We start from the raw sequence: 19,247 nt of genomic DNA, 5'->3' as shown, positions 1-19,247 counted from the left end.
AATTGTCGAGTTTTTTTGCCTATTTCCCCATTTAGGCTCAGAAGCGTTTGTTTTTAGGATTTTTGTTAGTTAAAAGAATCGATAAAAATAACGTCATTAAGAGGAAATAAGGGCAATTTAAAGGTCATATTTACATTTTTTAGCGGGATATTTTTAATTTAAAAGTATAATGGCGAAGACTATAAATGTGATAGGTTTGATGACAAAAGCCAGTATGATGTATAGGCTCGCCATCACATTTATGCAGAGGAAAACATGTATTCACAAAGGAAAGCCGAATTCTTCTTGGTATTAACCACGATGATTGCCGCTTGGGGATGGGTTTTTTCGCGTGAAGCTGTTCAAGGTATGCCTGTTTTTACTTTTCTTGGGACGCGATTTTTACTCGCCGCTATTATCTTGCTCCCTTTTTGCAAAGGGAAAAAAAACAAAATTCCATTAAAACAATTACCTAAAATATTGATGACAGGCGGTTGGATGGCACTAAATTTAGTTTTGTGGATCCATGCAGTCGCTATAACCGACTCTATTGGGGAAGGGGCTTTTATCATGAGCCTTGCGATGTTATTTGTTCCTTTAGTCGCATGGGTTATCTTAAAAAATAGGCCAAGCCGATATTTTTGGGAAGCCTTACCGGTGGCTATTATTGGGTTAGCTTGTTTAACTTTGTTTAAAGCGCAGCTTGAATTTAAAGCGAGTCAGCTGTGGTTTTTAGGTGCAGCTATCGTTCAAGCGATTTATTTTTGTTATACCAGTTTGTATACCCGTATGGTGCCCCTTTTACCTTTAACAACCATACAGTTAGCCACTACAGGGATTGTGTCCATTGTGCTTTCACTCTTTTTAGAGGAATGGCCGACAAGTTTAACCACGCCAACCGTGATGTGGTTAGCGGCAAGTGTTGTTATCGCGACAAGCTTACGCTTTGTATTGCAACTTATTGGTCAAAAGAATACTACTGCAGCCAATGCCGCTATTATTATGATTTTAGAGCCTGTGATGACAGTTTTTGTTGCTGCCATCTGGTATCACGAACGTATGCCTCTGATTCAAATAGTGGGCTGTATACTGATTTTGTTTTCTTTATTTTATTATCGCTGGCGTTGTTCAAACTCACTATCTAAATAAGACCTAATAGATAAAAAAGCATTAATCATTGCGGATTTTTTTAAAGAAAACGACTATGATTAATAGCAAGATTTACTGATGGGGATATTAATCTTAATAAGAAGTTCTTATTTTGCAAATTAAGATTAATAGTGTTGAAAATAGAAAATAATCACCCAAAATAGCGAAATACTGGGCAAGAGCATGTATTGCTATTGCTAAGCATCGAAAGCTGAATGAGGAAAATAGGCAAAAAATGAAAAAATTAGCATTAATATTGGGTATGGCGGGTGTGATGACGGTGTTATCAGCATGCTCCGATGAAAAATCAGAAATTGCAGAATATAAAGAGAATTTTGTCAATACATGTGTGGTGGCTTCAGGTAATCCACAAGGCGAAACCGCAAAAGCAATTAGCGCCATTTGTGGCTGTGCATATGATAAAACGATTGAAAAATATGGTTTAAGTGAGTTTAAACGTATGGACGGCGAGCTGGAAAAATCAGGGAACGCAGAACCTGAATTCCAAAAAACAATGATTGAATTTGTTCAACAGTGCTCGCAAAACGCACGATAATATCACCTAACCCGCAGTGAATTATTCCACACTGCGGGTATTTATATTATTGAAATAAATTTTTAAATTGATGAGGCGCACTGCGTAAATATTGTGGTGCCACATCAATTTTCTCGTTCAGCTCAGCTGCTGCACGCCAAGGCCAGCGGGGCTCAAATAAAATCCCCCGTCCAATTGCCACAAAATCTGCCTGATGTGTTGCAATAATTGCTTCTGCTTGTAGCGGTTGCGTGATTAACCCAACCGCAATAACGGGTATCATGCTATGTTCATGAATCGCTTGTGCGATAGGGACTTGGTAATTCGGGCCCAGAGGGATTTGCTGCTCTGGTGAAATACCACCTGAAGAAACATGAATGTAGTCACAACCAAGTTCTTCTAATTGTTCACATAGTTCGATAGATTCAGGAACATCCCAGCCATTTTCTAACCAGTCAGTTGCAGAAATACGCACACCAACAGCGATGTTAGGATTGATCGCTTCACGAACTTCATGAAATACATTTATTAGCAAGCGGCTGCGGTTTTCAAAGCTTCCGCCATATTCGTCTTGGCGTTGGTTTGAAATGGGTGATAGGAATTCATGCAATAAATAGCCATGAGCTGCGTGGATCTCTATAACATCAATCCCCGCTTGTTCAGCGCGTTTTGCCGCATCAATAAATTGTTGCTTTATTTCGTTAATCTCATCAACACTTAATTCTTTTGGTGGGTGATTATGGCCAAATGCGAGTGGAGAAGGTGCAACAGTTTGCCAACCATTAACATCAGCCGTACTGAGACTTTTTCCTCCTAACCAAGGAAGGTCACACGAAGCTTTCCTGCCCGCATGGGCAATTTGAACCCCTAAGCGCGCATCTGAATATTGGCGAATATCCGTGATCATTTGTTTCATCGCTACGGCTTGTTCGTCATTCCATAATCCAAGATCTTTATAGGTGATCCGCCCTTCAGGGGCGATAGCACTCGCCTCAATGATGACTAATGCTGCGCCAGATAAGGCAAGGTTCATATAATGTGAGTTATGCCAAGCGGTAGGCAAACCATCATTAGCTGAATATTGGCACATCGGTGGAATAATAATTCTGTTTTTTAGTGAAACCAGACCCATTGTTGCAGAAGAAAAAAGGCGACTCATTAGTGAATTCCTTATTCGTAATCGTTGTTATCCCATTATTATACTCAAATCAATAATTGTTTTTTGTGAGATGGTGTGGTGCTAACTCTAAAATAGTGTTTTTTTAAATCAGGAATAAAGAAAAAAAAGCAAGTGATTTAATTCAGTTTTGAGTAAATCTACAAAAAGCATATTTTTCTCCTCCCTAAAAATAAAAAAAGTGAAATTTATTCAAAAAAAATATAAAAAATAAAATAAATGAATAATGAATGATTTTAGATGCAGAGAAATCCACAGGTTATAAATAAACTCGTTAATAACCAATCTATTTTGGTGTTAATAGTAGCTATGGTTTTAATGGTGCTAATAGCGCTTTCGGCTATTTTTTTATTTTAAATAGTGATTTTAATAAGTGTAAATAAGTTGTTATTATCGCAAAAATAGATAGTGAGACTTGCGAATAGACTGAAGGATTTATATAAGCAAGGTACTGATACGTAATGAAATGAGTGAATCCATTTTTCAATATAATCAATGTTGAACATTGAAAATTTTCCAACTAATTACATAAAATCATTCACCTGAAAAATATAATTCTAAGAAGGAAGCGCATGTGTTAACAATTATTGGTATTTTAATCATTGTATCGATAGTCACCTTATTAATGATGGGGAAAGTTAGCCCCATTATCGCAATGTCATGTATTCCCTTTCTGGGGGCCTTATTAGCAGGGTATTCAATCGCAGAAATATCCGTCTTTTTTGAAAGTGGTATTAATAAAGTCTCTAAAGTTGCAGCGATGTTTTTATTCGCCATTTTATTCTTTAGTTTGATGAAAGATTTGCATATCTTTGACCCATTAATTCGATTAATGGTCAAAATGACCCGTGGAAATATTATTGTTGTCTGTATTATGACAACACTTATTGCGGGTGTTGTGCACTTAGATGGCTCAGGCGCTGCAACGTTCCTTATTATTATTCCTGCACTTTTACCCTTGTATCGTCAGCTTGGGATGAGCCCGTATTTAATGTTGTTATTAATGTGTGCCAGCATGGGGATTATGAATATGGTGCCATGGGGTGGCCCATTAGGACGAGCTTCAGCTGTTACAGGAATTGATGCTTCTATTTTATGGCAGCATTTAATCCCTGTTCAATTAATCGGTATGGGCGGCGCTGTTATATTTGCAGTCATTATGGGAATGCGTGAAAAACGCCGTATTGCAGCGGCCAAACTTAATGGGACTACGCCGTATGAAATGGATTCATTATTACCCGTGAGTGATGATATGGCAGATGTGGCTGATACTGTCCATAAACCTAAAAAGCCGTTAATTAACGGTGGCTTAATTATTGCGTCAGTTATCTGCCTAGCATTTGGTTTATTATCAGCCCCTTATGTTTTTATGATTGCGCTTTCTCTTGCATTAATGGTTAACTTTCCAAACCCGAAAGACCAAATGAAAGTGCTTTCACAACACGCACCACAAGCGCTAGGGATGGTTGCGATTATTTTAGCCGCAGGGGCATTCTTAGGAATACTATCTGAAGGTGGTATGTTGAAATCCATAGCGATGGATTTAACCGCTATCTTGCCAACAGAATGGGTATCGAAAATTCATATTTTTGTAGGGATTATCGGTGTACCCATGGATATTTTCACCAGTACAGATGCCTACTATTTTGCTCTGTTACCAATCATTCAACAAATTGCAGGTACTGTAGGTGTTGACCCATCATCCGTGGTCTACGCGATGGCAATAGGTAACAATGCAGGGACATTCGTCAGTCCGTTCTCACCAGCAGCATGGTTAGCAATGGGGCTAGCGGGAATTGATATGGGACGTCACCTACGCTACTCGTTTGGTTGGATTTGGTTGTTTAGTTTCTTTTTACTTGCTATTGGCGCCGTACTTGGGCTCTACTGATTATTCTTCTGATTATTCTTCATCTTTTGGTCTGTCGCGTTGTTGGCTTCAAAAATCAACCCGAGTCACATACTTATGTATGCTCCTCGGGATTGACTTTCTTTGCCGCCTAGCGACAGACGCAAAATCTATTGAATAATCCGATCTCATTAGATAAAGCATAATCTTAATGTTGCCGCTTAGCGACAGACGTAAAATCTATTGAATAATTGAAACTTGAATTGTCAGAATTTAAAAAGTAGCTAAATAAATAATTAGGTTGCTAATTATCAGATAGTTACTATGTTGGAAAATTAACGGGTGTGACATCATTTATTGGTTAATTATATCAATAAGGTTTTGTTATGCGCCGGCCACTTTCTTCATATCATCCCATTCTCTATTGGCTGCGTGTGACCCAAAAACGTCTGGCTCGACGATTACATTGGGCATTTTCGTCTAAGTACTATTCGAAAGCGAAATCCAGTGAACGCCTTGAATACCGCTACAATAAGCACACCTCTAAGCTTATCCGTAAACTGGGTGACTCTGATTTGCGTCTGCAACATAACAAAGTGATTAACTTACGGATTGCAGCGCAAGCTATGAATGGCCTCACCATTTATCCAGGGGAATATTTCTCTTTTTGCCGTTTGGTTGGAAAACCGACGGCACGTCGTGGCTTTGTTGAAGGAATGGAACTGTCTTTTGGTGAAGCGCGCTCGGGGATTGGCGGGGGAATTTGCCAACTGAGTAACTTAATTCATTGGATGGTTTTACATTCGCCGCTGCAAGTGGTTGAACGGGCAAATCACAGTTTTGACCCGTTTCCGGATGAAGGGCGTGTATTACCCTTTGGCTCTGGGGCCGCTATTTTTTATAACTACATCGATTTGGTGTTTTACAATCCAACCCAGAGTGCCTTTCAATTGGTGTTTAATATTGCGGAGCACCAACTAGAGGGGGAATTATTGTGTAGTGATCCCCGTGAAGTGAAATTCCATATTTACGAAAAAGATCATAAATTTACCCGTGAAAATAACGTGGTTTATCGCCACAATGAAATTTGGCAGAAAGTGACAACTAAAGGCCAAGAACCCGTGACATTGCAAGATAATTGCGTGTATCGTAATAAAGTTGTGGTGAAATATGCCCTTGAAGAGAGCCAAATAACAGCGTAATAATGCCAACTTAGGTTGATATTAGGAATATATTGATAGCCTTTATCTTGACTGTTGGACTAAAATCCCCCTGAATTTAATTCTAATTAGCTAATATTAAATGATTAGCATCCAAAAAATGAGGCCGTTACTCGGAATAGATATGTAATACCAACACTTGATTTCTCAACATTTAAAGACGCAAATCTGGCAAAGATTTGTGGTTATTTCTATTTCTTTAGAGAAAAGCATGATGAATATGCAATCAAGAAAGTATGGTAGAACGTATCATTATCCGTTCTCACCCGGTACGACGAGCGACGATCGTATCAATAGTGATTGGTGGGCTCATATCCAAAATATCGACACGCTGATCCACACAGAAAAACTCGATGGCGAAAATAATTGCTTGAATCGCCATGGCGTTTTTGCACGGTCGCATGGTGCACCGACACAATCCGCGTGGAGCCAGCAAATTCGCCAGCGTTGGCAGCTGATTAAAGATGATTTGGGGAATATCGAGCTATTTGGTGAAAACCTCTATGCGGTACATTCCATTGAATATCAACATATTGAAGATTATTTTTATGTGTTTGCGGTACGCCAAGGCGAATACTGGCTAAGTTGGGAAGAAGTGCAGTTTTATGCGGCACTATTTGATTTTCCTACTGTGCCACAACTTGTGCTGCCTATGAATAAACAGATGAGTGAGCAAGAGTATGCACGCTCATTAATTGCAGCGGCATCATTAGATAGCCAATTTATTGCTTATGATACGCATACAGGCCAAGCCTGTAGTATGGAAGGCATTGTTAGCCGTGATAGCCAAGGTTTTCATGTAGATGATTTTATGTCTCATGTGTTCAAATATGTGCGTAAAAATCATGTGAAAACAGACATTCATTGGAAGCGAAACTGGCAAAGAGCCAAGTTGGCGTTTGAGCGACAAGGAGAGCAATCATGAGTTGGCAATTCACTAAAAGCCGCGATTGGGCACAACTTGAAGCTCAGTTTGATTTTGTGCGCGATATGCAAAATGTCCCGCAAGATGCACTGCACCATGCTGAGGGTAATGTGGCTATTCACACCCAAATGGTGCTTGCTGCACTGGAAAGTCTGCCAGAGTATCAGCAGCTTTCTGAATCCAAACAAAATATCGTCTGGGCGGCAGCGTTATTGCATGATGTGGAAAAACGCAGTACAACGCGGGAGGACGAAGAAGGGCGTATTCATTCACCGGGGCACGCTAAAAAAGGCGAGTTATCCGCGCGAAATATTTTATTTCGCCAAGTCGATACTCCATTTGCTGTGCGTGAGAAAATTGCGGCACTTGTGCGTTTTCACGGTTTACCTTTATGGTTGATGGAAAAACCTGACCCAGAACGAACACTTTTTGCCGCTTCATTACGCGTAGAAATGTCCTTGTTATGCATGTTAGCAAAAGCGGATGCGATAGGCCGCACTTGTGAAGATAAAGCGGAATTATTAGCGCGTATTGAGTTGTTTGAGTTGTTTTGCCGTGAACAAGGTTGTTGGGATAAGCCAAAAGAGTTTGCTTCATTAGCAGGGCGTTTTCATTATTTTCATCATCAAAGGGGGACGCCAGATTACCAACCTTTTGAGGAAGAAGTCAGTGAAGTCACCATGTTATGTGGCTTACCGGGGATGGGTAAAGACCATTTTGTGAAACAGTTTTACCCGCAAACTCAGATGGTCTGCCTTGATGAAATACGCCGTGAGCACAAAATCAACCCAGCAGACCGAAATGCGCAAGGCTGGGTGGCGCAGCAAGGCAAAGAGCAAGCAAAGCAATTTTTGCGTACAAAAACGGATTTTATTTGGAATGCGACCTCCCTCAGCGCGTCTTTGCGCGAAAGTATGGTGAGCTTGTTTGCTCGCTACCAAGCGAAAGTGCACATTGTGTATTTAGAAGTGCCTGATAAGCAGTGGCGACAACAAAACCAACAGCGGAAATTTGCTGTGCCAGAACAGGTGATGGAGCGAATGGCGGGTAAGTTAGAGTTACCTACCCCTGATGAGGCATACCGTGTGTCTTATTATATCAATGGGGAGTTTGTCGATTTACTTGATTGATAACGTTTAATAACCTGCCCTAATTAATAGGGCAGGTCAGCGCAATTACAGCACAAATACATCCCCTTCAAAGAGCTTACGTGCAGTGCGGATTATCGAGGCCTGTAATCCTTCAGGGGAATCTCCTGGTTGGTTCAGAGTTACTTCAAATTTGCCACTTAAATGCTCAATCGCAATGTTTTTCATATCCACAGATTGAACATAACGCTGTGCAATGTTATTTGGCAAAATGGTGCTGGTGGCGATAGCAATTGCCCCAGTCACCGCCAGTGCGCCGTGGCATTTTTGCGGCATAAAATAACGGACGTTAATGGTGCCGCCTTGGGTAGCAGGTGAAACTAGAATCGGTTTCGGGATCACTTTTTTCGTGACATCGCCTAACCCCATCATGGCACCTGCTTTAATGCGAATTGACTCGAGTTGTTGCATAAACGCGTTGTCGGATTCTAATTCTGTGGCACTTTCATAACCCGTCTTGTTTAATTGTGGCGCATCGATCAAGACAATGGGAACCGCCATATCAATGCAGCTAACCTCAATGCCATCAATGGTATCGATGGCATTACCCGTTGGTAATAACTTACCTGTTTTGGCACCACTAGCATTTAAAAAGGTGAGGGCGATAGGCGCTGCACTACCGGGCACACTAGCAATTTGGGTATTCCCTTTATACTGAACCTGACCATCAGGGGTCTGTACGGTAGAATTGACAAAGGTTTCCGTGTTGACATTACGAACACGGACCGTGGTCACATTATCTATGATAGGTACTAACCCTTTTTCGAGGGCAAAAGGACCAACAGCACATAACATATTGCCACAATTTGGGGCGGTATCGACAATGCGCTCAGTAATCGCCACTTGGGCAAATAGATAATCGACATCCGCATCAGGATGTTCAGAACGGCTGATAATGGCGACCTTACTGGTTTGCGGGCTACCGCCGCCAATGCCGTCAATCTGTAAAGGGTGACCCGAGCCCATAATATCTAAAATCAATTCATCACGTTCTTTGATATCGGTTGGTAATGAGTCAGCCAGTAGAAAAACGCCTTTTGATGTGCCGCCGCGCATTAGAGTACATGGGATTTTTTTCATAAGCTTATATCCTCGTCATATTTCGGTCTGTAGCGGTGTTGGCTGCAATCGACAACCCAAGTCACATACTTATGTATGCTCCTTGGGATTGTCTCATTTGCCGCCTAGCCACAGTCCGAACTATTTAGAGGATTATTTTGGATCCTTGTCATATTTCGGTCTGTAGCGGTGTTGGCTGCAATCGACAACCCAAGTCACATACTTATGTATGCTCCTTGGGATTGTCTCATTTGCCGCCTAGCCACAGTCCGAACTATTTAGAGGATTATTTTGGATCCTTGTCATATTTCGGTCTGTAGCAGTGTTGGCTACAATCGACAACCCAAGTCACATACTTATGTATGCTCCTCATCCCCGTCATATTTCAAACCGCAGCGTTGTTGTCTGCACTCAGTTACCTTAGTCACATACTTGTGTATGCTCCTAAGGATACCTTCGTTTGACGCCTAGCTGCAATTTGAACTATTTAGGGGATGGCTCCAGCATGTTCTTCAAAACCGCACCATTGTTAACGCGAAATAGTCATTGTCAGATTTAAAAAGGGGCACAATTTGTATTGTACCCCATTGAATGGTTTAGTGAATAATGATTACAGAGCGCATTAAATCAGGCCCATGCTAATCAATATTTCCCACCAACCTAAACCGATAGTCATGTGGACGAATAAGCTAACAAATGCCACTAACCCACCGATGATCCACCAAGAACGAATATCATTGTAGCCTGCACCGAAGACGATTGGTGCTGCGGCACCACCGTAGTGCGTTACGCTTCCGCCGTATGCGTTAGAAAACAGTAAGCCTAACGCCAGTAACATAGGAGGTGCACCTGCGACCATACCGACAGTGGCAAATACAGGCACCATCGCGGCAACATAAGCACCACCTGAGGCGAACAGGTAACGAATTGCGACACTGATAAACATGATAACAAAGAAAGCTAACATGGCTTGGTCACCGAAAGATAGGTACTGACTCATGGTGTCGGCTAACCATTTAAAGAAGCCCGCTTTAGTCAACACACCAGACATACTGATGATACCACCGTACCAAATCAGGGTGTTCCAGCCACCTTTGTTTTTCAGCACGTCATCCCACGTGACAACACCTAAAATTAAGGTTAATGCCATGACCGCGATAGCGACACTGGATGCGCTCACGCCGATAAGGTCAGAGAAAATCCAGCCGCACAGCGCAATAACGAAGATGATGGCTAGCAGTTTTTCACGCATGGTCATCGGACCTAAGTCTGCTAAACCTTTTGCCGCGATCTCTTTGTTATTCACCTTTTTGAGTTCAGGCGGATACAGTTTATAAATCATTAACGGTGTCAGAATCAGCATGATCAAACCCGGAACGGATGCTGCAAGTGCCCATCCTCCCCAGCTTAAATGAATGCCCATAATGTCACTCATCATGGCTAATGCTAAAGCGTTTGGTGCCATCGCTGTTAAGAACATATAGCTGGTAGTTTTGGTCACCATATACACGTTCACTAATAGGTAGTGGCCTGCTTTACGAGGGCTTTTTTCAGGATCAGATCCTAACGCCACCGCCACACTGTTAATGATTGGGAATACAATCCCACCCGCACGAGCTGTATTCGATGGCGTCGCAGGGGCTATAATTAAGTCAAGGATTGCCGTCACATAGCCAAGGCCTAATGTCGTACCGCCCAATTTACCAATCAAAATATAAGAAAGGCGTTTACCCAGACCTGTAATAACAAATGCAGCACTTAGCGTAAACGCCGCAAATACTAACCATGTTGTCCCTGATGCATAACCACTTAACACTTCACTGGCTTTCACATCTTTTGTTCCCGTAACACCTATAATGACGGCGCTGGCGGCAATAGTGGCTAATAAAATAACGGGTTCTGAATAAGGTTTTAATACCAGCCCAACAATAGCCGCGAGGTAGAGACCAAATAATAACCACGCGATATGTGGTAACCCTGCTGGGGTCGGTATTAAGGCGATAATGATTGGAATTGCTATCAGAAGTAGCAGTTTCCAGATTTTGTCTTTTGGCATGGGCATAATCCTTAACGAAATTAAAACTTGAATATTATGAATTCGGTTTTTCGTCATATTGGAGGTATAGCAATGCATTAATAGGGATAATGGTTTTAATATTCATTACCATTATTTAGCTATTTCCAATATGTTATAAATTCTTTAAATCAATAACGGTTGCTTAATTAAATATATTTTTATTTATCTTTATTAATTAAATTATTGAATGGGTTCCTGTGTTGGTGAATATTTAAGTTGTTTTAATTTTTAAAGCTAAATACCGAAGCCTTGTCTAGGCAGACGGGCAAAAAACCACGTTAAAATGAGTAAATCTGCGCTGCCACCGGGGCTTAAATTCTTTTGAATACAGTGTTGGTCAAATTGTTTTACTTTGACTAAATCATCAGGGTGATTAATACCCTCTTGCAATAACTCGGTTGCTTGCTGTTTTACCCAAATTAAACCGTTTAAGCCGCCACGATTTGCAATATTAGTATCATCATTAATTTTCATTAATAGAATTAACGTATTTATTAAAGCTATTTCAGTATGCTGTTGCGCTGCCAATTGCTGTAAATAAAACGGTAATGCATGGTTGATGACTAATGAGTAGCCACCTTCGGCTTCCCCTCGTGCGCCCGTAAATCCAAATTGTTGGTATAACCGTTGGCCTGCTGTTGGGGTATCCGTAGGTTGCCTCAATTCAGCGCAAATTCCTTTGCACATCCCAGCAATTAATTGGCTAATCGCAGATGGTGTCACGGTTTGCTGTAACGCCATTAAGCGGCCAACAGCGGTTAACACTAACCCTAATGAAAAAATGCTGCCTTTGTGGGTGTTTACCCCTTGCGTTGCTCGGAACATGGCGGTTTCACATTCGATTCCGATAGTTCTAATTTTGCTTAAAACTTGGTTAATCGGTAACGCTTTATACTGCGCGCCAGCGTGTATAAAAGACGGAAAAAATTTGGCGATGGCATTGGCACTTAAATGAAAATCGGTCAGCGCCATATCTTTATGGGCGCCTGTATTGTACTTATCCACCAGACCCGGTTTTGGGGTTAAATTCACTTCAGCGAGCATGGCTTGCCAAGCTAACTGGCTGTAATAGTGAGTGAGTTGGTCACTTAGGGTTTGTGAATAGTTAACACGTTCCATGGGCTAACTCCTCAATGCGAAGAAGAATATCAGCCAACGGATGTGTGCGATGACGAGCACAAACTTTGGCTTCTTTTTCACAAATTAAACAGTGTCTTACAGGTAGTTCTAATTGACTCCGTGAATATTGTTTTCCTTGTGCATCAAAGACATCAAAATCCCATAAACGCCCCACAGGGGAGAATTCTTCAGCTTCAATTAACGCTTTTTTCACATCAATGGCATCTGCATCTACGGCAACTAAACATTCAGGCCCTGTGCGTAATGCCCATGATTGTTGAGATAAAAGTACCCACTGCCTGCATAAAGCAACTTGTTTAAGCGCATTTAGGCCCTGATTAAACACGTGTCTAACAAGGGAGTTGTCTTTGATAGCTCCCGGGAAAACGACAGTAAATGAAATCAAGGTTACCTGATGGAGACCAATCCATTGTTGCTGGCGAGCCTGACGGGCATCGCGGCTTGCCAGCAGCTCAGGTAAGGAAATTTCAAATTGCTCTTGAGTATCAGGCAGTGGGCAAAACATAGTTACTCCTTCACTTGATGAACAACATCAATCACAGAGCCATCACGGTAACGCACAACAGCAACGACTTTATCTGTAAATTCAATCGGATTCGGCGTTCCAGTGAGTAACTGGGCACGTTCCCTTAACCAGCCAATTGAAACCGTTTTGATGCCTTGGTTTTCTAATTGCTGTTTCAGTTCAGGGCGTGCAGGGTTAACGGCAATGCCATGGTCGGTCACTAAAATATCGACGCTTGATCCTGGTGTAACGCAAGTCAGGACTTCATCAACTAATGTTGGGATACGACCTCGCACTAATGGTGCAACAATAATCGATAATTTTGCTGCCACAGCGGTATCACTGTGACCACCAGATGCACCACGAATAACACCGTCAGAACCCGTTAACACATTGACATTAAAGCGAGTATCGATTTCTAGTGCACTGAGCACGACGACATCTAACATATCAACAGATGCGCCTTTGGAATCAAAACACGCGTACTGATTTGCACTGATTTCAATGTGGTTTGGATTACGAGCGAGTGACTCTGCCGCGGCTTTATCAAAGCTTTGTACATCTAATAATTTGCGGATTAAGCCTTTTTCATGCAAATCAACGATGGTGGATGTTATGCCACCAAGGGCAAAGCCTGCGGTAATATTGTGGCGGCGCATTTTATCTTCTAGGAAGCGTGTAACCGCAAGGGATGCTCCACCTGTGCCCGTTTGTAATGAAAAACCATCTTTAAAAAAGCCAGATTTTTCAATTACATCAGCGGCAGTACGGGCAATCAATAGTTCCCTTGGGTTTGAGGTCATACGCGTGGCGTCAGCACCGATTTTATCTGCATCACCGACACGTTTTACTTTAACAATATAGTCGACTTCATCTTGCTTGATACTGGATGGGTTATGCGGATAATCCAGTAATTCTTCTGTCAGCATCACCACTTTTTTCGCTGTTTCGGCATCAATTTTGGCATAACCTAATGAGCCGCAGCTGGCGGTGCCTGTATAGCCGTTGGCATTACCGTATTCATCGCAAGATGGCACACCGATAAAGGCAACATCAATACGCAGTTCACCACTGTGTACGAGGTTTGCACGACCACCGTGTGAATGAATTTGCACTGGCTCTTCAAGCTCGCCACGGGAAATCACTTCGGCTAGTGGGCCACGGATCCCCGAGGTATAAATCTTACGAATAACACCGTGACGAATATGTTCGACCAGTGGTGAATGGCATGCGCTGAGTGAGCTAGATGCTAATGTGAGATTACGAAATCCCATTTCAGCAATCACTTGCATGACCATATTGACAGTCAGATCGCCACCACGAAACGCATGGTGAAACGAAATTGTCATGCCATCTTGTAAACCTGAGCGGCGAATAGCCACTTGCAAGTCATCGCACAGCTTGCGGTTTCTTGGTTTTTGAACCTGTTGTTGGACTTTACCAATATCTTTAAATTCACGTAATGCTTCATCACTATTAGGTTGTAGGTAAGCACTTACGCGTGTTTGACGTTGAGTATTCGTTGTCATGTTCTTTGCCTCACTCTTCCCGAATTCCAGATAATGCCGCGCGAGATAACACTAAGCGGGCTCTGTCAATGACTGGGCCATCAACCATTTTTCCGTTCAATGACACCACGCCTTTACCTTCAAGGGCAGCGGCATCAGCGGCATCAACAACACGTTGGGCATGGTCGACTTCTTTTTGAGTTGGCGCATATAGGTTATGGAGTAACTCAATTTGTCTTGGGTTAATTAATGATTTGCCATCAAAGCCAAGTTGTTTAATGTGAGCCGCTTCGCGTAGAAAGCCCTCTTCATTATTTGCATCAGAATAAACGGTATCAAAGGCTTGGATACCGGCTGAGCGTGCGGCTTGTAAAATGGCGCACCGAGCATAGAGGAGTTCAACGCCGTCGGGAGACCGCTCGGTGCGCAAATTGCGGACATAGTCCTCGGCACCTAACGCGATGCCTATAAGTCGTGGTGATGAATGGGCGATATTCACAGCTTGTGTGATCCCCATCGGTGATTCAATCGCGGCCAGTAAACCAGTGCTACCTTCTTCGCGGCCACAGCTTTTTTCAATGCGTAATATTTCGTTTTCGATATCTGTCACGTCTTGTGCCGTATCTGTTTTAGGTAAACGCACAATTTTTGCGCCACCGCGAACGACCGCTTCAAGGTCAGCAACACCAAATGCGGAATCTAACGCATTCACACGGACAATGGTTTCAATGTCAGCATATAAAGGGTGCTGTAATGCATGGTAAACCAAGCGACGTGCCGTATCTTTTTCACGTAAAGTGACGGAGTCTTCTAAGTCGAACATCAACGCATCTGCTTTATAAATGAAAGAGTTACTTAACATCGCTGCATTTGAGCCGGGGACGAAAAGCATGCTTCTGCGTGTACGGGATTTTTGTTCGGGTGTCATTATTTATTCTCCCATGGCAAATAATCGATATCGCAAGCGCGTGCGAGTAGCGCTTCCAAACGCGCTCTGAGCACACATTCCAAAGCACCTTTATCATCTACGATAATTTGAGCACCTTGGATATCATGCAGAGCTATCATTTCTTGTACGATACTGGCGATAGCATCGCCAAATTGCTTTTCAACACTGCTGGTTATTTGTACGGAAACTTCTTGGGTGTCTTCTAGTGGTTCTATTCGAACCATGACATCACTTGATTCAAGTGTGCCAGCGACGGCTGCGTGTTTAATCTTCATATTTCACCTATGGCTAATTCAGAACTTTCGATGCGGTTTGTTGTTGATGTTGCTTGATTGGCGAGCATCTCTTGTAAATATTGATATGTCGCGTCAGGCACTATCGCCTTAATAGCCGCAAGATCTTTTTTAGCGAGCAGTCTTCTAACTTGTGAGGCGGAAACCGCCGTTCCATTGATGACTGTTCGCGGAAATTCAACGAGTTCTATAGGTGGAAAATTCATCGCATCTGTTTCAAGCCAATAGCGCATGTCTTGGTTATATTGGTTGGTGACTTGGCAAAATGGCTCTGATCCGACGAATCTATGGGTTATCCCCAGTGCAGGGGCAATATATTGGCGAAAAATCTTAATATCGATTTCGGTATAACAGTTATTGGCTACGGTTTTATCTTTAATAAAGTAGCAAGGGAAAGTTGCCCGAGAAATAATGTATTCAGAACCACGGTGAATGGTTAAATTTTCAATACCTTTTGTACCTGCTTCAATTAAGTTCAGTCTGACCTTATAAGGGAAGCGAGAGGTATCCTCTTTAACAACAAATAAATGGAGCCAATCACAGGCCTTGGCTGCCTGTTCGATTAGGTAACGATGCCCAAGTGTAAATGGATTGGCATTCATCACGATGGCACCAATTTTTTTACCTTCAACACGCTGGGCTTTTAAACTTTGAATATAACGCTTTAGATAGCAGCAACTGTTTTCCATTAGAACCATTACATCAGGTACAGTCGCAATGGTATGAAAACCACATTGTTGGAATAGGCTTTCATTTTGAAATTTGGTGTAAATAAATAAATGGGTTGTATTATTTTCGTAAGCAAGGTTAACAAGTTCTGTTGCGAGTTTTAATGCCAAACCTTCGCCACGAACATCGTCGCTAATTGCTACGCATTTAATAACGTTTTTTGCTAATCCGCCACACGCGATTAATTTTTCATTACGGGTTATTGTAATGAAAACATCGATGCTGGCATCAAGCTCTAAATCGTTTTCCTTTAAAAACTGAGTGATTTCAGCAAGTTTCCTGTTCTCATGACGTTTTACCTGATTAAACGTTATGTTTTCGAACATAATAGTATCCTGCATCTCTTTTAGAGATGTTTTTAAAATGTTGCTAATGTTAAAGTTAATTAAATAAGTATTTTTGTTTCTTTTCTTTCTTGAAAATATAAATTCTTATTTAATTTCCCTTTTCAATATTAATATTAAAGGTCCTGTATTTAATATATTTGACCTATTTCATGTTTCTAAAATGAGTTTGTATTTGTTTAATGGTTTTAATGTTTTTAATTATTCGATATGTGTTTTATTGCTTGGTTTTAATGTGTTTAATTAATAATATGTGTATTATGTCTCTAGCTTATATTTCTAATATCTATTATTCTGTGATTTTTACTGTAACAAATTTTTTACTTTTCAGTTGGTAACGAGAACCTATATGAAAAAAGAACACCCATTCTCTGCATTGGCAAAAGTAAACTCTATTTCCTTTTCAGTACGAGTTTTCTTTCTTCTATTGGTTGTCTCGTTATTTTTGACCTTAGGCTTGGGCAAATATTTTACTGACACTGCTGAAAATCGAATGATGGCAAATATTCGGTCATTGGCAATGAGCCAAGCAAAACTGATTGCTTCAATGGATGGTGTGATTGAGTCAGTTAAGCATCGGGATATTCAACAATTGAAAATCATTGCAGATAAACTGAATCAAGATTCTGATTATGACTATGTGGTGATTGGTGATGAAAATTCCATGCGGCTTTATCATCCTAACAGTGAAAAAGTCGGTTATAAGATGCAATGGAATAAGCCTGGCGCTCTGGCAAGCGGTGAAAGTTATTTTATCGGTGGAGAAGGGTCTATTGGTAATGCTATGCGAGCCAAAACACCGATATTTGATGAAGACGGGAAAATTATTGGTGTCGTTTCCATTGGTTACTTGACCAATAAGATAGACACCTCCCGTAGTGAGCTATTTGTTCAAACAGGGGCAACATTCCTTGGCGTTTTGGTTATTTTATTATTTTTGTCTTGGGCATTCACGCGATTAATTCAACGGCAAATGCTAGGTCTAGAACCCGAAGAAATTACGCAGTTAGTCCAAGTGCAAAAAGGAATATTTGATGCAGTGTTTGAAGGGATTATTGCAGTTAATCACCATGGGCAAATTATTAATATTAATTCTAATGCACGAAAGATGTTGTCTCTGAGCAAACCGATAGGGCAACTTATTGGCAAGTCGATTGCAGAACATATTTCTCCTGCTGATTTCTTTACGGTTGATATCGCCACAACGCAACATGATGTGTTATGTGAATTTAATGGGTTAAATGTGATAGCCAATAGAATAGCTATTCGAGATGAGAACCACCTTATTGGGGCTGTCATCAGTTTCCGTAGCCAAAATGATATTGAGTCATTAAACTCCCAATTGACACAAGTGCGCCAATACGTAGAAAATCTGCGTACTTTACGGCACGAACATCTAAATTGGATGTCTACGTTAAGCGGCTTATTGCAAATGAAAGAATATGACCAAGCCCTTGCGCTGATTAAAGGTGAATCTGAATCTCAGCAACAACTAATCGATTCATTGCGTGAACAGTTTTTTGATAAGCAAGTTGCTGGGTTATTGTTTGGTAAGTACCATCGTGCCAAAGAGTTGGGCTTACAGTTAGTTTTTACGCCGGGTAGCCAGTTACATGCTTTACCTGAATCGCTAAATAGCACTGAGTTTTGTGCAGTTTTAGGCAATTTATTGGATAACGCTTTTGAAGCGAGCTTAAAAAATCCACAGGGCAGCCTGCAAGTTGAATTGTATCTCTCTGATGAAGGTCAAGACATTGTCATTGAAGTTGTCGATCAAGGGTGCGGTTTTCCACCTGAGTTGCAAGGCAAATGGTTTGAGCGGGGCGTGACAACAAAAACAGATACACCGGATGGGCACGGAATTGGGCTCTATTTGGTTGCTTCATACGTTAATCGATGTAATGGTACGGTGATTATTGAAGAAAATCAACCGCATGGTACAGTGTTCTCAATTTTTATTCCGAAAGTGAAGATATAAAATGATTAAGATAAAAATCCTCATTGTGGAAGATGAGCTGCTTTTAGCCGAGATGCACGGCGAGTACATTAAAGCTTATCCATCTTGTGACAAGGTTTGGTTGGCGGGTAACCTCGCTGAAGCCAGAAAAATGATTGAATATATGAAACCAGATTTGATCTTGCTGGATAACTATTTGCCAGATGGTAAAGGGATCGATCTCGTGCATGAGTTAATTCAAGAACGAAACAGTGCAGATATTGTGTTTACCACGGCGGCTAGCGATATGGAAACCGTGACTGAAGCCATTCGCCTTGGCGTTTTTGATTATCTGGTTAAGCCAATAGCCTATGAACGCTTGGGGCAAACATTGGATAGATATGTTCAGCGTAAATCTGTTTTGCAAGCCAACAGCAAAACTAACCAGAGTCAAATCGATGATATGTTTAATACCTATGCGCGCGGTGAATCCAAAGAGGAGTTACCGACAGGTATTGATGTAATCACGCTGGAAAAAGTTTTAGCGTTATTTGCCGATCTTGAAGCGGAATATACCGCAGAAAGTATTGCAGAGACGATTAAACTTAGCCGCACAACGGCAAGACGTTATTTAGAATTTTGCTTGGCTAAAAATAAAATTGAAGCTGAGATTGAGTACGGAAAAGTCGGGCGTCCTCAACGAATTTATCGTGGTAAGCGGTAAG

General features: G+C 41.5%; 17 protein-coding genes. 8 read left to right on the top strand and 9 right to left on the bottom strand.

The genetic code is table 11. The features are described from left to right. Positions 1-255 precede the first annotated feature (255 nt). Both ABWP91_RS05435 and ABWP91_RS05430 read left to right on the top strand, forming a co-directional pair. On the top strand, positions 256-1,128 hold the full coding sequence (locus ABWP91_RS05435; RefSeq protein ID WP_353242395.1) for a DMT family transporter: 873 nt from the start codon (positions 256-258) through the stop codon (positions 1,126-1,128). Between the two features lie 235 nt (positions 1,129-1,363). Then, a complete protein-coding gene (locus ABWP91_RS05430) occupies positions 1,364-1,684 on the top strand; it encodes a hypothetical protein (RefSeq protein ID WP_353242394.1) in 321 nt (106 codons plus the stop codon). Between the two features lie 46 nt (positions 1,685-1,730). On the opposite strand, the gene ABWP91_RS05425 is transcribed toward ABWP91_RS05430, so the two are convergent. Beyond that, positions 1,731-2,822, bottom strand: coding sequence for an NADH:flavin oxidoreductase/NADH oxidase (locus ABWP91_RS05425; protein ID WP_353242393.1), 1,092 nt, complete (start codon positions 2,820-2,822; stop codon positions 1,731-1,733). Between the two features lie 592 nt (positions 2,823-3,414). On the opposite strand from ABWP91_RS05425, the gene ABWP91_RS05420 reads away from it, so the two are divergent. From ABWP91_RS05420 to ABWP91_RS05405, 4 genes are all read left to right on the top strand, one after another. Beyond that, positions 3,415-4,731 carry a CitMHS family transporter gene (locus tag ABWP91_RS05420; RefSeq protein WP_353242392.1) on the top strand — a complete coding sequence of 439 codons (1,317 nt, stop codon included), beginning with the start codon at positions 3,415-3,417 and terminating at the stop codon, positions 4,729-4,731. 344 nt (positions 4,732-5,075) lie between these two features. After that, positions 5,076-5,891: a VanW family protein gene (locus ABWP91_RS05415; protein ID WP_353242391.1), complete on the top strand. Its 816-nt coding sequence runs from the start codon at positions 5,076-5,078 to the stop codon at positions 5,889-5,891. Positions 5,892-6,123: 232 nt separating this feature from the next. Continuing rightward, the gene (locus ABWP91_RS05410) at positions 6,124-6,834 is read left to right on the top strand and encodes an RNA ligase family protein (RefSeq protein WP_353242568.1); all 711 of its coding nucleotides are present in this window, start codon (positions 6,124-6,126) and stop codon (positions 6,832-6,834) included. Next, on the top strand, positions 6,831-7,964 hold the full coding sequence (locus tag ABWP91_RS05405; protein WP_353242390.1) for an AAA family ATPase: 1,134 nt from the start codon (positions 6,831-6,833) through the stop codon (positions 7,962-7,964). The genes ABWP91_RS05410 and ABWP91_RS05405 overlap by 4 nt, the downstream gene beginning before the upstream one ends. Positions 7,965-8,009: 45 nt before the next feature. Here the strand turns inward: ABWP91_RS05405 and ABWP91_RS05400 are convergent, their stop codons facing one another. From ABWP91_RS05400 to citC, 8 genes are all read right to left on the bottom strand, one after another. Next, positions 8,010-9,062, bottom strand: coding sequence for a 4-oxalomesaconate tautomerase (locus tag ABWP91_RS05400; protein WP_353242389.1), 1,053 nt, complete (start codon positions 9,060-9,062; stop codon positions 8,010-8,012). A gap of 601 nt (positions 9,063-9,663) precedes the next feature. Beyond that, a complete protein-coding gene (locus ABWP91_RS05395) occupies positions 9,664-11,097 on the bottom strand; it encodes an anion permease (RefSeq protein ID WP_206083913.1) in 1,434 nt (477 codons plus the stop codon). 255 nt (positions 11,098-11,352) lie between these two features. Then, positions 11,353-12,237: a triphosphoribosyl-dephospho-CoA synthase CitG gene (gene citG, locus ABWP91_RS05390; RefSeq protein WP_353242388.1), complete on the bottom strand. Its 885-nt coding sequence runs from the start codon at positions 12,235-12,237 to the stop codon at positions 11,353-11,355. After that, positions 12,224-12,763, bottom strand: coding sequence for a citrate lyase holo-[acyl-carrier protein] synthase (citX, locus tag ABWP91_RS05385; protein ID WP_353242387.1), 540 nt, complete (start codon positions 12,761-12,763; stop codon positions 12,224-12,226). Before citX ends, citG begins: the two co-directional genes overlap by 14 nt. A gap of 2 nt (positions 12,764-12,765) precedes the next feature. After that, entirely contained in the window at positions 12,766-14,292 is a 1,527-nt protein-coding gene (gene citF / locus ABWP91_RS05380; RefSeq protein WP_353242386.1) for a citrate lyase subunit alpha, read from the bottom strand. 10 nt (positions 14,293-14,302) lie between these two features. Continuing rightward, a complete protein-coding gene (gene citE / locus ABWP91_RS05375; protein WP_353242385.1) occupies positions 14,303-15,199 on the bottom strand; it encodes a citrate (pro-3S)-lyase subunit beta in 897 nt (298 codons plus the stop codon). Further along, positions 15,199-15,495, bottom strand: a complete 297-nt coding sequence (citD, locus tag ABWP91_RS05370; protein ID WP_353242384.1) for a citrate lyase acyl carrier protein — start codon at positions 15,493-15,495, stop codon at positions 15,199-15,201. The genes citE and citD overlap by 1 nt, the downstream gene beginning before the upstream one ends. Continuing rightward, a complete protein-coding gene (gene citC, locus ABWP91_RS05365; RefSeq protein WP_353242383.1) occupies positions 15,492-16,568 on the bottom strand; it encodes a [citrate (pro-3S)-lyase] ligase in 1,077 nt (358 codons plus the stop codon). The genes citD and citC overlap by 4 nt, the downstream gene beginning before the upstream one ends. Before the next feature lie 367 nt (positions 16,569-16,935). On the opposite strand from citC, the gene dpiB reads away from it, so the two are divergent. Together dpiB and dpiA are read left to right on the top strand one after the other, a co-directional pair. Then, entirely contained in the window at positions 16,936-18,564 is a 1,629-nt protein-coding gene (gene dpiB, locus ABWP91_RS05360; protein ID WP_353242382.1) for a sensor histidine kinase DpiB, read from the top strand. 1 nt (position 18,565) lies between these two features. Further along, the gene (gene dpiA / locus ABWP91_RS05355; protein ID WP_353242381.1) at positions 18,566-19,246 is read left to right on the top strand and encodes a two-component response regulator DpiA; all 681 of its coding nucleotides are present in this window, start codon (positions 18,566-18,568) and stop codon (positions 19,244-19,246) included. The last annotated feature ends 1 nt before the right edge of the window (position 19,247 follow it).

Origin of the sequence: Providencia sp., assembly GCF_040396775.1 — a bacterium.
Lineage (GTDB): Bacteria > Pseudomonadota > Gammaproteobacteria > Enterobacterales > Enterobacteriaceae > Providencia.
The sequence above is the reverse complement of the archived record's forward strand: the minus strand, read 5'-3'. Positions and strand labels throughout refer to the sequence as shown.

Coding starts and splice junctions, on each gene's coding strand:
- ABWP91_RS05435 (WP_353242395.1), top strand. CDS start 256: ATGTATTCACAAAGGAAAGCCGAATTCTTCTTGGTATTAACCACGATG.
- ABWP91_RS05430 (WP_353242394.1), top strand. CDS start 1,364: ATGAAAAAATTAGCATTAATATTGGGTATGGCGGGTGTGATGACGGTG.
- ABWP91_RS05425 (WP_353242393.1), bottom strand. CDS start 2,822: ATGAGTCGCCTTTTTTCTTCTGCAACAATGGGTCTGGTTTCACTAAAA.
- ABWP91_RS05415 (WP_353242391.1), top strand. CDS start 5,076: ATGCGCCGGCCACTTTCTTCATATCATCCCATTCTCTATTGGCTGCGT.
- ABWP91_RS05410 (WP_353242568.1), top strand. CDS start 6,124: ATGAATATGCAATCAAGAAAGTATGGTAGAACGTATCATTATCCGTTC.
- ABWP91_RS05405 (WP_353242390.1), top strand. CDS start 6,831: ATGAGTTGGCAATTCACTAAAAGCCGCGATTGGGCACAACTTGAAGCT.
- ABWP91_RS05400 (WP_353242389.1), bottom strand. CDS start 9,062: ATGAAAAAAATCCCATGTACTCTAATGCGCGGCGGCACATCAAAAGGC.
- ABWP91_RS05395 (WP_206083913.1), bottom strand. CDS start 11,097: ATGCCAAAAGACAAAATCTGGAAACTGCTACTTCTGATAGCAATTCCA.
- citG (WP_353242388.1), bottom strand. CDS start 12,237: ATGGAACGTGTTAACTATTCACAAACCCTAAGTGACCAACTCACTCAC.
- citX (WP_353242387.1), bottom strand. CDS start 12,763: ATGTTTTGCCCACTGCCTGATACTCAAGAGCAATTTGAAATTTCCTTA.
- citF (WP_353242386.1), bottom strand. CDS start 14,292: ATGACAACGAATACTCAACGTCAAACACGCGTAAGTGCTTACCTACAA.
- citE (WP_353242385.1), bottom strand. CDS start 15,199: ATGACACCCGAACAAAAATCCCGTACACGCAGAAGCATGCTTTTCGTC.
- citD (WP_353242384.1), bottom strand. CDS start 15,495: ATGAAGATTAAACACGCAGCCGTCGCTGGCACACTTGAATCAAGTGAT.
- citC (WP_353242383.1), bottom strand. CDS start 16,568: ATGTTCGAAAACATAACGTTTAATCAGGTAAAACGTCATGAGAACAGG.
- dpiB (WP_353242382.1), top strand. CDS start 16,936: ATGAAAAAAGAACACCCATTCTCTGCATTGGCAAAAGTAAACTCTATT.
- dpiA (WP_353242381.1), top strand. CDS start 18,566: ATGATTAAGATAAAAATCCTCATTGTGGAAGATGAGCTGCTTTTAGCC.